Raw genomic sequence first — 16,275 nt, 5'->3', positions numbered from 1 at the left:
ATTTTTGTAACCATGTTAGGGAAGGGGCGATCGCCACGGGGAAAACTCTTGCGATCGCCTCGAAGCGTAGCGAATCTTACTCAATGGAGTCCGACGCGCGATCGCCTTGCCGAACAGACGCTTTGCCAAGAAATTGATGAGTGCTAGTGCCGAGTTTATTGACCTGTGTAAATCCCAAGTCGCTCTACTCACGAAAGGCTTGGGCGCGTCCCTCAGTGTCGTCTATTTAACCGAAGAACGGGTCGAAGGGAGACTCGTTCCCGTCGTCGCCTATCCCGACACGGCGCTGTTTTGGGAAGAAGGGAGCGAACGCGGCGCCCTCCAACTCGCCGCCGAGTCCGAACCGACCGCCGTGCGATCGCTCGAAGCCGCCGTCGGCGACGATCGCCCCCCCGAGCCCGTCTCCCCCGACGATCGCCCCTCGATTTCGCCCGCCGTTGCCCCTCCTGGTGCCATTTCCGGCGATCGCCCCGCGACGGATCCGTGGATCGAGGCGCTGCCCTACGAGATCGACCCCGATCTCGATGGCAACCTCGCCCAACCGCGCCAAATCGTCTTACCTTTAATTCACGAAAGCGCGGTCATGGGATTGCTCGTTACCACCCGAGACGATCGCCCCTGGAACGATCGCGAACGCAGCCAGATCGAGCGGATCGCCCAGACGATGGCGATCGCCTGCATTTTAGACCGACGCCAGCGCTGGTTGGGGCAGCAACTCGACAGCTTGCAAACCCACACCCGGGAACGGCAACACCTACACGACGAACAACACGACCTGTTCGACAGCCTCTTACACCAAATTCGCAGCCCCCTCACTGCCGTCAAAACCTTCGGTAAATTACTACTCAAACGCCTGCTTCCCGAAGATCCCAACCGGACGATCGCCGAAAACCTGCTGCGGGAAAGCGATCGCGTCCGCGAACTGCTCGAACAAATGGATCGGGTCAACGATTGGGCCGACGAATCCGACAACGGCGACCGACCCCGCGATCGCGCCGCCGCCGTCCCCCGCTTGACTGCCAGCCCCGAATTACTCCTGCCCCCGTCTCGCCTCGAAATCTGCGACGTCCCCACGATTTTAAACCCCTTACTCGCCTCCGCCGAAGCGATCGCGGGCGATCGGGGTTTACACCTACAAGCCCGCTTGGCGCCGCAATTGCCGAAAATCCGCGCCTACCCCAGTGCCTTACGCGAAGTGCTGACTAATTTAATCGACAATGCCTTGAAATATACCCCCGCCGGGGGCCATATCGAGATCGCCAGCTTCTCCACCCGCGATCGCGCCGACCGCCCCGAAGTCGCGATCGCCATCAGCGACACCGGACCGGGCATCCCGCCAGAAGACCTCGAAAATCTATTTCAACGCCACTATCGCGGCGTCCAAGCCCAGGGAAACATCCCCGGAACCGGATTGGGGTTGGCGATCGCCCGCGACCTCATCCGCGACCTCCAAGGCGATATCGAGGTTTACAGTCCCGCCGAACCCGACTGGATCGCCTGCCCCGATCCCGCATTTACTCACAAAACCACTCCCGGCACCACCTTTGTTGTCAAACTCCCGGCCCTCGACGGCGACGATCTCTACGATTGAAATGACCCGACCGAACTGATGGTTTGATGCGGCGATTTCGACGGATCGGGGGAGTGAAATCGGGGGGTAAAATTGCCCCGGAGATCGCTCGATATTTATCCATCAACCCGGGCAATTGTTATCGGACGACGGGCGCCCCTTTCTACCGCCATCGACGGCGATCGCGGCTAGAGAGAACGGGAGATCGTCTCGCGATGTGCTTCCAACCGTTCGATTAAACGATCCACGGATTTTCCCGGTTGATTTCGGGGGCTAGAATTCGCCGATCGCCGATCGCTCGGGGCCTGTTCTTCGTAACCTAAATGAGAAACCGTGAGGCGCAAACGATTCGATAAAAAGACGGCGATCGCCCGATAAAACCGCGCCGCAAATGCGGTATCTCGTTCTAATTTTTGCTCCAGTGCCAATCGCGGGATGGACAAAACGATCGCATCTTCCAAGACTTTGACCGTGGCCGATGGCGGACGTGTATCGAGAAACGACATTTCCCCCAAAACTTCACCAATGCCGATTTTAGCGATTTCTTTTCCTTCTAATGCAGCAACTTCCACCACTAAGGTGCCTTGCAAGACAATATAAACACTGTGAATGGGTTTACCTTCTTCAATAATCGTCGTTCCCGCCTCTAATTCTTCGCTCGTGGCGATCGTCAACATCCATTCCAGGTCTTCTTGACTTAATTCGCTCAGAATAAAAAGTCCTTTTCTCATGAGTTCATAAATATATTTTTATGACTTATTCCCGAGGTTATAGCTTAGCGCTGGACACTCGGATAGGGTCAAGAATCGATCGTCGATCGACCCCCGACAAGTGCCAACGGCGATCGCCTTTATTTTCTATTGTAAGAGCTAAATAAAAGAAGTTATTAGTCTTTAAAATATATCCTTGCGGCGACCCAATTCGCACGCCAGTATCCCGCATCTGGCGCCCGCCAGCCTTGCGCGACCTCTTGCCACCATCAAAAGACCAATTTTTAGCCCCTTATTCTCTCGGGGGTGCCTGGGGTGAGTGGCGTTGACCGTAACGTTTGGCCCCAGGAATGGCACTGATTCCGTGAACGACAATCGACGCGCAAACCACCGCACTGACGATCGCCCAAATCGATTCGGTTTGGGTTTCGCGAATCGCCAACATCGCATAAAAGATTGCCGCCACCCCCATCGGACCGAACCATCCCATAAATAGCAAATCCCCATTGCGTTGCAGGGAGTGCGGGAAACAGGATTTGAGTAAAAATAGAACGGGAAGTCTGCGCAAGAGTAAAAGTGCGGAGATCGCGATCGCCCCGGACCAGCCGAGATCGAACCATTCCCGCCACGGTAACCCCAATCCAAACAACACAAACACGTATAAGGTGAAGAAACGGTCTACCGCTTCTTGGACTCGTTCTTCCTGCGATCGCTCGGAACCGCTTACGACTAAACTAAACGTACTCCCCGCCACGAAAACTGCCAAAATGCCATCGCCGTGCAGCAGTTTGATGCCCCCCAACACCAACAGGGATAAGGCCAGGGTGTAGGCTAAAAACGAGGGTTTATCGATCGTGTGCTGTCGTTCGGCCCGCAACAACAGCCATCCGGCGAGATAACCGCAAACGGCCCCCAAGACGACGGTGGCGCCGACTTCCCAAAGCAGGATTTCGCCAAACCACTGTCCGAGGGCTTCTCCCGGCGATCGCGTCAGGAACAAGATCGGTAAAAACACTAAGGGATAGGCTAAACCGTCATTCGCCGCCGATTCGGCGGAGAGGGTATGACGGAGGCGATCGGGTAAATTGCGTTCCGCGACTTTTCCGGTGACGATCGCCGTCGCTACCACCGGATCCGTCGGCGTGACGATCGCCCCGACCAGCAGGGCGACCCACAACGGCAATCCTAAAATGAAATAGACCAAAACCGCACTCGCCACGCAGCTTAAAGGCATTACGAGTCCGAGTAGCACGGCTTGAGCTTTCCAGTGTCGTAATAGATAACCTTTCGGCAATCGCAGGGCCACCCCCATCAATTGAATGGCGATCGCCAAGCGCGCCCCTTGTTCTAAAATCGATTGCGGATTGCCCCAATGGCTCAAATCCAATAAGTGCAATCCCGACGGACCGAGGAGAATCCCGATACAGACCGCCACCAGTGGATCGGACAAAAAGAGCCGTTCTTTGAGAAAGCCAGAGAGCAAGCCCAAAACTAAAACCAGTCCGCCCAGGGCAGTTAAAGCAATATCTAGCTCGTTTCCACTGAATTCACCCATGAGAATTTTAGATTTTAGATTGTAGATTTTAGATTTTAAACCGATCGCCTGTCGTTGCCGATCGCTGTACTGAAACTGGATTGAATATAGTCCGGCGATGGAAAAAGCAAAAAAAAGGTACTGGAGGGTTTCCGGTACCTTCGTGCTTACAAATAGGAGCGATACTAAACTTTAAAAATAATGCGCGGCGATCGTCATAACAGATTTGAGGTTAATCTCAGCTTGAACCGCTAAGAAGCCCGCACTGTACCTGAAGGGTCGGTGTCGGGAGTAGGTCACTTAATTTTTAGCGCTCAACAACTCGAAGCGATCGCACACCAACGCCAACACGCCGACCAATTGAAATTGCCAAGGGGCAAATGCCAAGGCACATAATAGTAAAACACTGGCAATCGAAATCGCCATCACCCCTACGGTTTCTTCGGCAACTCGTCGCCACGACCACCACGCAGCTAGTGCGACCATTGGGGCAATAATGTAGAGAGCAATCATAGTGGGGGCAGCTCCAAATTAGCGGGAAATAAAAGTATCGTAGGACACAAATTTTTGGATAGCTCCACTGTATCACCGAATACGGTTTTTCGGGGCGTTTCGCTATTGAGATTTGCTGACATCGATCGCGCAAAACTCAGTCAGAAAATAGTGAAAAGCACCGTATAAAAGAGGTTTCAGAGATTTTAAAACCTTAGATGACTTAAGATTATGTGTTCTATTTTACAGAAATCTTGATGAAGAGATTGAGTAAGAATGCTCAACAGGAACGAAAGCCGTCGCGATCGCGTTCGTTCCCGATTTTATCGAGCTTGTAAGCAGGGATTTCTTCAGGTTTGCTTGGATATTTTTCGGTTAAAAAAGTAGCCTATTTATCAGAAAAATAATGATTTCTTTGATAAAGAAAACCCCGTCGGACGGGGTAGAGTTGGCGAAGGCGAGAGAGGGAAGTGCAAAGACTGTGAACGTCAAGATCGAGGGGTTCCCTATAGAGGATTCCCGACGAGGGAGTCAAACTCCCTCAATCTTTCCACAAAGCAATCCCGCCCAACAACCCGGAAATATTGGGAACGATCGCCACGTTCTCGGGTAAATCGATAGAAATCTTTTTGGCTTCGCCGCCACCGATATAGAGGCGATCGTAATTGAAGAGATTTTGCAGGGCATCGATCGCCCGAGCCAAATTTTTATTCCAACGCTTGGGGCCCATTTTCTTGAGAGCGGCCCGTCCGAGTAACTGCTCGTAGGTTTTATCTTTGCGGAAAGGATGGTGTCCGCCTTCCAAATTCGGAACCAATTTGCCATCGACAAATAAAGCGGTTCCGAAACCCGTGCCCAGAGTGACCACCAGTTCGACCCCTTCCGAGGCGATCGCGCCGAGTCCCTGGATGTCCGCATCGTTCGCCACGCGCACGGGTTTATCTAACTGCTGTTGCAGGGAAGTCGCTAAATCGAAACCGACCCAATCCTCGTGCAAATTGACGGCGGTGTAGGTCACCCCGTGACGGACGACCCCGGGAAAGCCGACGGAAACGCGATCGAACGGGGATTGTTCTTTCGCCAAAGTAACGATCGCCGCGATAATCGGTTCGGGTTTGGCGGGTCTGGGAGTTTCCTGGCGGTTGCGATCGGCGATCGCCGTTCCATCTTCGTCTAAAACGAGGGTTTTAACCCCACTACCGCCAATATCCACCGCTAGAGTGCGGATGCTGCCATTGTTCTCGGTCATAACTGTGCGAGTAATCAAGAGTTGAGTCACAATCAAGAGCCTCTAAGAGAAACCGGGTTTCTGTTCGAGAGAACGGCTAGTTTCTCTAGAGAGCTTCGAGAAACCCGGTTTCTGGCTCAACTCCCGAGACGATCGGCAAAGAAACCGGGTTTCCGGTCAACCTACAGGGTTAGGGACTGGGGATCGTTCTCAATTAACGCCGCCAAATCTTGCAAGAACGCTGCCGCATGAGAGCCGTAAATCACCCGGTGGTCGCAAGTAATATTGACCTGCATCTGACGACAGACGCGGATCGAGCCATCATCGCTAGCGACCACTTGAGGACGAGCGGCGGCGATCGCCAAAATCGACCCTTGACCCGGCGGCAAGATCGCGTCAAAACTGCTGACACCGAACATTCCCAAATTCGACAGGCTAAAGGTGCCCGTACTGTACTCGTCCGGTTGCAACTGTTTGACCCGGGCGCGATTGACCAAGTCTTTCCAATTGCGCGACAGAGAATAAATATCCTGACCGTCGGCACTTTTCAACACCGGGGTAATCAACCCGCCATCGGGCATCGCCACCGCCACGGCAACATTAATCGCCGAGGGGTACTCGATCCCCTTCTCTGTATAACGGGCATTGAGAACCGGGTGTTTTTGCAAAGTGACGGCGACCGCTTTCGCCAGCAAGGCGGTCATCGTCACCCCTTTAGACTTAATTTGCTGGTAGAGCCTATCTAAATTATCCGTCGTTATCGTATAACTGACGTGGAAAACAGGCGCTTGCCACCCCGCGAGCATATTGCGAACCACGGCTTGCTGCAAGGTATTGAACGATACCACCTCGCCGAGGGGGGCGGGGGCTGGAGTGGGGGGAGCTGCCGGAGCTGGCGTCGGGGCGATCGCCGCCGGACTTGCCGGGACCGTTGCCGGAGGAGCCACCGGGGGCGCACTCGGTTGGGTCGCTTTGCCCGCCGCCGCTTCCACATCTTCGGCCACGATGCGACCGTGGGGGCCGCTTCCTTGCAAGCCACTCAAATCGACTTGATATTCTTTCGCTAACTTGCGGGCGCGAGGCGAGGCGATCGTGCGTCCGTTACGACGAGAAGGACTCGCTGTCGTCTGGGCAGGGGCTGCACCCTGACTGGCTGACGGGGCGGCAGACGGAGCCGAAGCAGCAGGGGCGGCGTTTTGAGCCGCAGACCCTTGCAGTTGGGCTGCTTTCTGCTTGGCTTGTTCGATTTCGGCTTCTGTTTCCGCCAACAGGGCGATCGCCGCCCCCACCGGAGCTACTTCTCCCGCAGGAACGACGATCTCGGCGAGAATCCCTTCGTAAAAGGATTCTACGTCCATGTCGGCTTTGTCAGACTCGACCACCACCACCGTTTCTCCCTTTTCCACCTTATCTCCCGGGGATTTCTCCCAGGAAACGATCTTTCCTTCAGTCATGGTGGAACTGAGAGCAGGCATAAAAACTTCGTGAATCATGGGGCGATTTCCGACTCGACGATCAATGAAATACGAAAATAAGGCAAGCTTGAATTGTATCGCGATACAGGGTAGCCCGGATAGCCTACGGCCCGCGCCGCTCGATCGGTTTCAACGGTCGGGGTTCGCACGCGAACGCCCGGTGAGTGCTTCCTCGGGCGATCGCCTCAAACCGTTGGGGAATTACAAATCGCCGCGAATCTCTTCGACGACCCCATCGCGTAACAAAATCTCCACCTGCATTTTCTTCACCAGATTATCGCCTCTTTCGACGGAGAAAAAGCTTTCCATCTGTCCGGTATTGACCTCTTGTTCCAGTTCCAGGGTCTGGACTTGCTGTAAATTCTGCAAAATTTGGTTTTTTTGCGCCAGCAGTTCCCGTTGTTTCTGATTGACTTGTCGTTGCACGTTCTCCCGTTGCTGTTGGGCTTGCGGGCTACCAGCTTGCGGGTTTTGTTGTTCCAAATCGGCCATCATCCGTTGTCCCTGCATTTCCAACTGCTGCATTTGGGTGTCGATTTGGTTGATCTGCGCCTGTAACTGCTGTTGGACTTCTTCTTTCCAACGGGGCGTCACGACAGCTTTGACAATAATATTGCGCTTGAGCAGTAATTTCGAGTTAGACAAGTCCATATCCATTCCGGTCGCTGATGGTGCGTAAACGACAAAGACCGGGCGACGATCGCCCCTCGGCAGCACCGGGCTACCCCGAGGCGATCCGCCCTCTAGTTATACATGGCTTCGATCGCCGAACGATAGCGCTCGACAACCACGGGCTTTTTAATTTTAAGGGTTTGCGTCATCATGCCATTTTCAATCGAAAACGGTTCGTCCAGCAGCCAAAACGTACCGATGCGATCGTCACTCCGGTAACTCGGGCGGTTTTTCACTTCCCGATTTAACTCTTGCCGGAATAACCGATGCACCACGTCGCTATTGAGGGCGATCGCCCCTTCTGCTGCCCTTTCCGACGCCATTTCCCCTGTTCCCGTCTCGGGTAAGTGCAACCGCACGTTTTCTCGACTCGCCCACTCCTCTAGGGCCTCAAAATTCGGCACCACTAACGCCCCGAGATATTTTCGATCCTGTCCGACCAACACGATCTGATCGATGTACGCACTTCGCAAACAAGCATCCTCGATCGGCTGCGGTTCGATATTCTCGCCATTGGTCAGGACGATCGTCTCTTTCGCCCGTCCCGTTAAAATTAAATCCCCTTGGGTATTTAACCAGCCCAAATCTCCCGTATCGAACCAACCGTCTCCATCGATCGCCGTCGCCGTCGCTTCAGGATTTTGATAGTACCCTTGCATGATTTGCGGCCCGCGCGCCAAGACCAGACCCCGTTCTCCGGGCTTCAACGTCCGGCGGGTCTCGGGATCGACAATGCGAATCGCCGTTTCCGGAATCGGACGTCCGGCGGAACCGCGCAAGTTATGCCAAAATCGGCGGGCCGTCAACACTGGGGAAGTTTCCGTCAGTCCGTAACCGACGAGGATATCCAAGCCGATCGCTTCAAAAAAGTTTTCTAAGTGCATCGCCAGGGAACCCCCGCCACTGATGACGTAAGCGAGTTGACCCCCGGTGGCTTCGCGGATTTTGGCGTAGACCAACTTCGAGGCGATCGCGTGGACGGGCCACAACAGCGCCAGTTTCACTCCCGCCATCAGGCGATCGCCCCCTCCCGGCGGTTCCAACTCCAAGCGCAACCCCTGCCAGGTTCGCCGCGCTTCGATATACTGCTGGCTAATCCCCATCAAGGTCTTGGCTAATTTTTGCTTGTTTTCCGGTTGCTGGCTTAACTGTTTTTGAATCGCTTCGTAAATCGACTCCCACAAACGAGGCACGCCGATGGTGTATTTGGGTTTGTATTGTTTAAAATCGGTCTTGACGTGGCGGATACTCGTGTAAATTTGCGTGCAACCGCGCGACAGGAAAAAATATTCCCCGATGCGCCCGAAACTGTGCCAGGTCGGCAGCAAGCTGAGGGTGCGATCGCCCGGATGCGCCTGCAATACCGCCCCGATTGTCGAAAGTTGGTGCAGTAAGTTGCCGTGGGTCAACATCACCCCTTTCGGTTTGCCCGTAGTTCCGGAAGTGTAGAGTAAGGTGGCCAGGGTGTCGCGATCGAGGGGGACGCGCTCTAACGGGCGATCGCTCCCTTTTGCCAACACTTCGCTAAAATTCAACCCCTGGACTCCCTCCCGTCCCGGCGCTTCCTCGTCGGAGAGCAAAATCACCCACTTTAACCGTTCGGTTTCTAAATGAGGGTCGAGTCGGTCGTAGAGGTCCCGATTTTCCACGACTAAACCGACACTGCCGCTCTGTTGGAAGATATAAACTAGTTCTTCGATATCCGCATCGCTGCCGCGCACCACGTCGGCGGCCCCGGCATACATTAAACCGCGATCGGCGATCTGCCAGCGCGGGCTGTTGTTGGCAAACAGGGCAATCCGTGGCGGCAAGCCGTTTTCGATCGGCGGCAGTCCCAAGCTTTGGATCCCGGCGGCGAATTGTTCGACCCGATCGCCCAATTGAGCGTAGGTTAATTCGACGGCGGGTTGGCTGTGAGGGTCTTTGAGGGCGACGATGCGGCTGAAGTGCGATCGCTCCATCTCCCACGCTTCGGGCAGCGATCGCGCCCGGTGGTACTCCGGTTGTTCGCTTAAATATTGCCGTTCGCGATCGGTCAGCTTGTAGGCATAATCAGCTTTTGTGAGAGTCATGACGGTCGATCTGAATAGTAGAGAGTAGAGATATCCGCAGGGGAGCCATTTGGCCCGTCCCTCCTTAGCACCCAGGCTAAGGGGATTGCAACTTATCTTAATCTCCTCGGGTTGACCGAGTGACCTGGGGGGACAGTTTGGCGAGTGTGACCCCTCAATGTGCCACTCCGACGTCCAGTTCGGCTCAGCTCTGGTGTACTCGTCGCCTGCGTCCGCGCACGAAGCGGATTTCGTCGTAACTGTAATGCTCTCCTAAATGTTCGCGGATGGTGGTTAACGAGCGATCGCCGAGCAGGTCGAGGGCCTGCCAAATTTCGACTTGTCGGTTGCGGTTGACGAGGCGATCGATTTCGACGCGATCGTCAATTTCGAGTAATTCGGCTAAATGGGTGGCGATCGTGCGGGGGCTGAGTTGGCGGTGTCGGGCGATCTCTTCGATGCTCCAGCCTTCGCAATGCAATCTCAAGGTGAGGGCTTGGGTGTTGGAGAGTGCTTCGTCTTCCGGTTCGTCTTCGGGTTCGTCTTCCGGCTCGAAGGGGGGGGTTTCGCCGCAGTAGGCTTGAATTTCTGCCAGGAAGCTAGGCCCGTATTTTTCCAGTTTTTGGGCGCCGACGCCTTTAATCTTGCGAAATGCGGCCAGGGTTTGGGGTTGGCGTCGCGCCATTTCCTGCAAGGTGCGATCGGGAAAAATCATATAGGCGGGAAGGGCTTCTTCAGCCGCGATTTTTTTGCGTAATGCCCGCAATGTTTGAAACAGATCGTCGTTTGCCCCCGGGGTCGCACTCGGGGCTGCACTCAGCCCTTGTTCCTGACAGTAGGTTTGAATGGCGCTCAAGAAGCGATCGCCGTATTTGACTAATTTATATTCGCCGACTCCGGCCAAATTGCCGAAAGCATCGGGGGTTTGGGGACGTTCGCGGGCCATCAATTTTAAGGTGGAATCGGCAAAGACCATATAAGGGGCCAGGGATTCGGCGTCGGCGATCTCTTTACGCAACGATCGCAGCAGATCGAAGAGCATCTCGACTTCGGCGGCGAGGCGATCGCGCCCGTCCAAGGGGGTGTCTTCGGCTTGGCGGGTGACGGCGAGCTGGACTTGGCGCTGTTTTCGCATTACTTCCCAACTCGCCGCATTCAATTTGAGAACGGAATAACCGTCGTCGGTTTCGTTTAATAAGCCTTGGTGGACGAGCGATCGCGCCAGCATTTTCCACTCGTCTGCGGTTTTATCGGTGCCGATTCCAAAGGTCGATAATTCTTGATGGTTGTAGCGCAAGACTTTGGCTTTTTTCGACCCGCGCAAGACGTCGATAATATGATTGGTTCCGAAACGTTCTTTCGTGCGCGCCACGCAAGAGAGAAACTTCATCGCTTCTACGGTCCAATCCTCGATCGGTTTGGGGTTGCGGCAGTTATCGCAGTTTTCGCAATTCCCGGGAAAGCGTTCGCCAAAATAGCCCAATTGAATCGTGCGGCGACAGTCGGTTCCTTCGACATAATTGAGGATTTGGCGTAATTGTTGGCGGGCGATTAATTGTTCTTGCGGTTCGGGTTTTTGGTCGATTAAATATTCGATCGTTTTTAAATCGCCGTAACTGTAAAAAAGGGCGCAATGGGCGGGTTCGCCGTCCCGTCCCGATCGCCCGGATTCTTGATAGTAACTTTCGAGATTGCGCGGTAAGTCGTAGTGAACCACAAAGCGAACGTCGGGTTTGTTGATGCCCATCCCGAAGGCGATCGTCGCGACAATAACTTGCACGTCATCGCGAATAAATCGCCGTTGGGAGCTCGCCCGCTCTTCGTCGCCCAATCCGGCATGATAGGCTAAAGCTTTGATTTTATCGTTTTGAAGTCGGGCGGCCAGCTCTTCAACCCGGCGGCGACTGAGACAGTAGATAATCCCAGAACCGCCTATTTCGCGAATAATCTGCAATAAATCGCCATAGGACTGCCTGCGTTTTTGACGGACTTCGTAATAGAGATTGGGACGGTTGAAACTGGCAAGGTGGACGCGGGGATTTTGGAGGGCCAGTTGGGAGACGATATCGTGGCGGACGCGATCGGTCGCCGTCGCCGTCAGACCCATGACCGGGACTTGGGGATAGCGATCTCGCAACAGGCGCAGTTGGCGGTATTCCGGGCGAAAATCGTGACCCCATTCGGAAACGCAGTGGGCTTCGTCAATGGCAAAACTACTCAGCCCCACTCGGGCGCGCACCACTTCTAAAAAGGCGAGAAAGCGATCGCCGACCAAGCGTTCCGGAGAGACGTAGAGCAGTTTGACACGACCCGTGACGATCGCCATTTCCCGCGATCGCTGTTCTTCCCAATTGAGGGTACTGTTGAGAAACGTCGCCCCGATCCCATTATTTTGCAGCGCTTCGACTTGATCTTGCATCAGGGCGATCAACGGCGAGACCACCACGGTGACCCCCGCTTTGAGTAAGGCGGGAAGTTGAAAGCACAAGGATTTTCCGCCTCCGGTCGGCATCACGATCAGTTGATCGCGATCGGCTAAGGCGGCTTCGATAATCTCTCGTTGTCCGGGGCGAAAACTGTCGTATCCAAAAAACTGTTTGAGGGACCGTTCTAAGTTTCCCGGGGGTGTCACGGGTCGAGGGCTGCTTAATGACACGATCGGCTCGGTTTCGTCTACACTGCTCTCCCTATTCTAGGGGCTATCGGTCCCCCGGACGCCGTCGGACGATCGCCGCCGTACTTTGGCCCGAGATCGGGTCAATTACCGGAAGCTTTATCGATTCTTCATCATTTTTCGTCGTTTTTTTAACTCGATTTCGTCCGGTCGCTCCTTTATTTCTCTCGAAGGAAATAGTTAGGTGAGCAGCTCAGTGTTGCGTGCGATCGAGCGCCGAGAGCCTCTTTTGCAATTTTGATTAATTTTATTACTGTGAGGACGATTATGGGTACGCCCGTTTTGCGGCATCCCCGTAGCAGCCATCGGCGGTCTTTTATGCGAGTGATTCCAATTCGGAAAACAATTGATTCAGTGGGTAATTCAGTGGGATCGAAGCGGGCTTGTTTGGCGCTCGACGGGATGAAAGTGATTGTTCTACACCGGAAAAGCGAACCGGAAAAGCGCGACCGCGATCGGTTTATCTGTCCGATCGCCGCCGAACGATGGACCGATTCCGCCTGCGCGCGATCGGCGACTAAATTGAGCGATTGTTGTGCTTGGTGTCCCGGCGCCCAGTTCGATTGATGTGGCGATCGACCCCCGGGCTGCGGTCGAATTGTCCGGCGATCCGACCGAGAAAATCGCGACAGTAAAAACCTGTAGAAGTCGAGCGATCGCCTCGATTTCTACAGGCTATTTCGACGAGCTAAATTAACGAAAAGAAAAAACTCAGACGCGCGCCAATTCTTGTTCGGTCGCAGGGCGCTTGCTATTGCGAATCCCTTCAATCGCCTTGGCATAATCGTCAGCTTTAAACACTGCCGAACCCGCAACAATCGCGTTGGCTCCAGCTTCGAGGACTTGCCAGGTATTATTCCCTTTCAAGCCGCCATCGACTTCGATCCACGGATCGAGACCGCGTTCGTCGCACAGTTGGCGCAGCTTCCGGATTTTCGGCACGACCCCGGGGATAAAGCTTTGACCGCCAAAGCCCGGGTTGACGCTCATGATCAAGATTAAATCGCACACGTCCACAACGTATTCGATCAATTCTAACGGCGTGGACGGATTGAGGACGACCCCCGCTTGTTTGCCCAGTTCTTTAATTTGACACAGGGTTCGATGCAGGTGAGGAGAGGCATTGTGTTCCGCGTGAACGGAAATAATATCAGCTCCCGCGTTGGCAAAGTCGGCAACGTATTTTTCCGGTTCGACGATCATCAAGTGAACGTCGAGGGGTTTTTCCGTCACCGGACGGAGGGCTTCCACGATTAACGGTCCGATGGTGATATTCGGTACGAAACGACCGTCCATTACATCGACGTGAATCCAATCGGCTCCCGCTTTATCGACCGCGCGCACTTCGTCGCCCAGACGGCTGAAATCGGCTGATAAGATAGAGGGAGCAATAACAATGGGTTTTTGAGATTGGGTTTGGGTCATCGGTAACGATACTCTCCTGCGTCCTTAAGTATTAAGTTTAACAAAATCTCAAGAAAGTCCCTAAGTCAAGTTGTTGGGGAGCGATTCCAAAATTGAGCGAGCAAAAGCAGATTAATAAACTGGGTTGGACGATCGGTAGTGCGACGGTGGTGTTGTTGGGTTTTCCGGCGATCGCCCTCCAAAGTTCGGTTGGCGAAAACGGGATCGACGCCCGACGACTCCACGAGCCTCCTTATAATCTGATCGGTCGCAAAATCGCGATCGCTCAGGTCGATATCGGTCGTCCGCGACAGTTCGGACTGGATAAATCCGTAGAACGCCATCGCGAAATCCCGGTCAGTCGGGTTTTTTTTCGCGACTCTCCCGCCAAGACCCACACCAGTAACGAACCCCACGAAAAACAAGCCCAACAACACGCGGAAAATGTCGCCGCCGTGATGATTTCTTCGGATAAAGCGCTCCAGGGGGTCGCTCCGGGGGCGAAGTTATATGCGGCGGCGATCGGCTTTTTACAGCGAAGCGGTCAGCCCGAAGAATGTCTCGCGGCCCAACATCTCGCCCAGCAAAATGGGTCTGATGTGAGAGCCATTAATTATAGCTTTGGGGAATCGTTGCGCCAAGATCCGCGACCGAACGCGGTTTTAGACGGCAATGCATTGCTCACTTTGTGTGTCGATTGGCTGGCGAACGTCCAGAATGTGCTGCACGTCGTCGCCGGAAATCAGGGACGCGGCGGCATACCCATTCCCACGGATAATTACAACGGCTTGAACGTGGCGTTTACCACCCGTCAAGACAATGGGGTGTTTTCTAAAGTGGACTTTGCCAATATCGGCAGTTCCTTTACCGGAATCCGCGATCGCCTGCGGGGGTTGGAAGGGAATATCGACGATCGCCGGGCGATCGGCTTGGTCGCCCCCGGGAGCGATCTGGAATTACTCAACTTAGAAGGGGAAGTGGTGCGGACCAGTGGCACCAGTTTCGCGGCGCCCCACGCGACCGCTACCGTCGCCCTCCTGCAAGAGTACGGCGATCGCCAACTGAGCGGACAACAGCCCGGGTGGAGTTTGGACGCGCGCCGTCACGAAGTGATGAAAGCGGTACTGCTCAACTCCGCCGAAAAAATTGCCGATACCGGAGACGGCAAACATTTAAACATGAGCCGGACGATCGTCATCGAAGACAATCGCACCTGGCTCGACTCCGACGCCTACCGCAATCGGGAGATTCCCTTAGATGGGAATATGGGAACGGGACAGCTCAATGCGTTTCGCGCTTACCAGCAGTTTAGCGGCGGACAGTGGAGTCCCGAGGCGCCCGTTCCGGCGATCGGATGGGATTACCGCCGTCTCGAAGCGGATTCCTATCGCGATTACGTGTTAAGTCAGCCCCTCGCGGCCAACAGTTACGTTTCCCTGAGTCTGGTGTGGAACCGACAGGTGGAACTTGAAGATCGCAACGGCAACGAACTTTACGACATTGGCGAGAGTTTCCGCGATCGCGGCTTGAACCAACTCGACCTTTACTTGATGCGCGCCGACGAAACCGATCCCGCCAACAGCATTCAAGCGTCGGTCAGCCTCGTTGACAGCACCGAACATATTTTCTTCCCCGTTCCCGAAAGCGGACGTTATAAAATTCGCGTCCACTTCCGCGATCGTGTCAACACCGACGAGCAAGCTTACGCCCTCGCCTGGTGGACCGTTCCCACTCCCTAATTCAACCGATGGTCAACCCTCCCCGCCCTCCCCAACCGCCGCGCGATCGCGCCACCGCCCGCCAGCGCCAGAAAGCCCTCGAATTACTGCGCGAATTCGAGCAACCCTCGGATAGCAAGGCGCCCGAACCCGCCGCGATCGCCGAAGAAGAAATCGACACGGGCGATCTCGATCGCCCCCCCGCATCCACCTTTTTCTATCTCATTCCCGTTTTCGGGACGATTCCGGCCTTGTGGACCTTGTATCGGCGGGGAGGCACTGCCGAACAACGGCGCATCAGCCGTTTGGCCGTAACCCTTGCTCTTCTGTGGCTGGGGGGGTACATTTTACTAGAAACCGGAGCCAATCATGCGGAATCCCTGCATTTACCCTTGTTATTAACCAGTAGTTTGTTGAGTTCGGGGTACTTTGTGGTAAATATTTGGCTGATGGTTCGCCTGTGGAGGCGGCGGCGAATCGACCTGCCGGGAATCGGTCGGATTGCCGACGGCGCGATCGGCAAACCTCCCGTCTGAACCGTTCATCCCCCCATCCCCTTCTCAACGTCCAGCGCTACGAAGAAGGCGCGCTTCCCTCCAACCAACCTCCCCGGGTCTGGCCTCGCGGGTTGCGCGCAGTGCCATCTAAACCGACGAGTGTCCGGAGTCGATCGCGCCTTCAACTCAACCCCTGCCCCGATCTCGATGGCCGACCGACTGGCCCGTGCGATCGACCAACTGAACAACT

The 16,275-nt window shown here is 54.8% G+C and carries 13 protein-coding genes; 4 read left to right on the top strand and 9 right to left on the bottom strand.

Translation table 11 applies throughout. The features are described from left to right. The first annotated feature begins 136 nt into the window (after positions 1-136). Positions 137-1,591, top strand: a complete 1,455-nt coding sequence (locus tag JJD41_RS16400) for a sensor histidine kinase (RefSeq protein ID WP_200668419.1) — start codon at positions 137-139, stop codon at positions 1,589-1,591. Positions 1,592-1,758: 167 nt separating this feature from the next. Here JJD41_RS16400 and JJD41_RS16395 read toward each other — a convergent pair whose 3' ends face one another. From JJD41_RS16395 to recQ, 8 genes are all read right to left on the bottom strand, one after another. Next, complete coding sequence (locus JJD41_RS16395) at positions 1,759-2,301, bottom strand: cyclic nucleotide-binding domain-containing protein (RefSeq protein ID WP_200668417.1); 543 nt, start codon at positions 2,299-2,301, stop codon at positions 1,759-1,761. A gap of 271 nt (positions 2,302-2,572) precedes the next feature. Continuing rightward, complete coding sequence (locus JJD41_RS16390; RefSeq protein WP_200668415.1) at positions 2,573-3,835, bottom strand: cation:proton antiporter domain-containing protein; 1,263 nt, start codon at positions 3,833-3,835, stop codon at positions 2,573-2,575. A gap of 279 nt (positions 3,836-4,114) precedes the next feature. After that, complete coding sequence (locus tag JJD41_RS16385) at positions 4,115-4,327, bottom strand: hypothetical protein (protein WP_200668413.1); 213 nt, start codon at positions 4,325-4,327, stop codon at positions 4,115-4,117. A gap of 520 nt (positions 4,328-4,847) precedes the next feature. Next, positions 4,848-5,555 (bottom strand): ROK family protein, encoded by a 708-nt coding sequence (locus tag JJD41_RS16380; RefSeq protein WP_200668411.1) that lies wholly within the window; start codon positions 5,553-5,555, stop codon positions 4,848-4,850. Positions 5,556-5,716: 161 nt separating this feature from the next. After that, positions 5,717-7,027 carry a dihydrolipoamide acetyltransferase family protein gene (locus JJD41_RS16375; RefSeq protein ID WP_200668409.1) on the bottom strand — a complete coding sequence of 437 codons (1,311 nt, stop codon included), beginning with the start codon at positions 7,025-7,027 and terminating at the stop codon, positions 5,717-5,719. Between the two features lie 183 nt (positions 7,028-7,210). Next, positions 7,211-7,660: a YlqD family protein gene (locus tag JJD41_RS16370; RefSeq protein ID WP_168571045.1), complete on the bottom strand. Its 450-nt coding sequence runs from the start codon at positions 7,658-7,660 to the stop codon at positions 7,211-7,213. 92 nt (positions 7,661-7,752) lie between these two features. Beyond that, complete coding sequence (locus JJD41_RS16365; protein WP_200668407.1) at positions 7,753-9,753, bottom strand: AMP-dependent synthetase/ligase; 2,001 nt, start codon at positions 9,751-9,753, stop codon at positions 7,753-7,755. Positions 9,754-9,937: 184 nt separating this feature from the next. Then, positions 9,938-12,388, bottom strand: coding sequence for a DNA helicase RecQ (recQ, locus tag JJD41_RS16360; RefSeq protein WP_200668405.1), 2,451 nt, complete (start codon positions 12,386-12,388; stop codon positions 9,938-9,940). A 372-nt stretch (positions 12,389-12,760) separates the two neighbouring features. Here recQ and JJD41_RS16355 point away from each other — a divergent pair, with 372 nt between their 5' ends. Next, entirely contained in the window at positions 12,761-12,973 is a 213-nt protein-coding gene (locus tag JJD41_RS16355) for a hypothetical protein (RefSeq protein WP_200668403.1), read from the top strand. A 144-nt stretch (positions 12,974-13,117) separates the two neighbouring features. Here the strand turns inward: JJD41_RS16355 and rpe are convergent, their stop codons facing one another. Then, complete coding sequence (rpe, locus tag JJD41_RS16350) at positions 13,118-13,831, bottom strand: ribulose-phosphate 3-epimerase (RefSeq protein WP_168571042.1); 714 nt, start codon at positions 13,829-13,831, stop codon at positions 13,118-13,120. A 92-nt stretch (positions 13,832-13,923) separates the two neighbouring features. On the opposite strand from rpe, the gene JJD41_RS16345 reads away from it, so the two are divergent. Both JJD41_RS16345 and JJD41_RS16340 read left to right on the top strand, forming a co-directional pair. Next, a complete protein-coding gene (locus tag JJD41_RS16345) occupies positions 13,924-15,549 on the top strand; it encodes a S8 family serine peptidase (RefSeq protein WP_200668401.1) in 1,626 nt (541 codons plus the stop codon). Positions 15,550-15,557: 8 nt separating this feature from the next. Then, on the top strand, positions 15,558-16,064 hold the full coding sequence (locus tag JJD41_RS16340; protein ID WP_370583863.1) for a hypothetical protein: 507 nt from the start codon (positions 15,558-15,560) through the stop codon (positions 16,062-16,064). The last annotated feature ends 211 nt before the right edge of the window (positions 16,065-16,275 follow it).

The sequence above is a fragment of the Oxynema mangrovii CENA135 genome (assembly GCF_016632315.1).
Classification (GTDB): domain Bacteria; phylum Cyanobacteriota; class Cyanobacteriia; order Cyanobacteriales; family Laspinemataceae; genus Oxynema; species Oxynema aestuarii.
The sequence above is the reverse complement of the archived record's forward strand: the minus strand, read 5'-3'. Positions and strand labels throughout refer to the sequence as shown.

Bases quoted from the DNA above. Each gene is read 5' to 3' on its own strand.
- JJD41_RS16400 (WP_200668419.1), top strand. From the start codon at position 137: ATGAGTGCTAGTGCCGAGTTTATTGACCTGTGTAAATCCCAAGTCGCT.
- JJD41_RS16395 (WP_200668417.1), bottom strand. From the start codon at position 2,301: ATGAGAAAAGGACTTTTTATTCTGAGCGAATTAAGTCAAGAAGACCTG.
- JJD41_RS16390 (WP_200668415.1), bottom strand. From the start codon at position 3,835: ATGGGTGAATTCAGTGGAAACGAGCTAGATATTGCTTTAACTGCCCTG.
- JJD41_RS16385 (WP_200668413.1), bottom strand. From the start codon at position 4,327: ATGATTGCTCTCTACATTATTGCCCCAATGGTCGCACTAGCTGCGTGG.
- JJD41_RS16380 (WP_200668411.1), bottom strand. From the start codon at position 5,555: ATGACCGAGAACAATGGCAGCATCCGCACTCTAGCGGTGGATATTGGC.
- JJD41_RS16375 (WP_200668409.1), bottom strand. From the start codon at position 7,027: ATGATTCACGAAGTTTTTATGCCTGCTCTCAGTTCCACCATGACTGAA.
- JJD41_RS16370 (WP_168571045.1), bottom strand. From the start codon at position 7,660: ATGGACTTGTCTAACTCGAAATTACTGCTCAAGCGCAATATTATTGTC.
- JJD41_RS16365 (WP_200668407.1), bottom strand. From the start codon at position 9,753: ATGACTCTCACAAAAGCTGATTATGCCTACAAGCTGACCGATCGCGAA.
- rpe (WP_168571042.1), bottom strand. From the start codon at position 13,831: ATGACCCAAACCCAATCTCAAAAACCCATTGTTATTGCTCCCTCTATC.
- JJD41_RS16340 (WP_370583863.1), top strand. From the start codon at position 15,558: ATGGTCAACCCTCCCCGCCCTCCCCAACCGCCGCGCGATCGCGCCACC.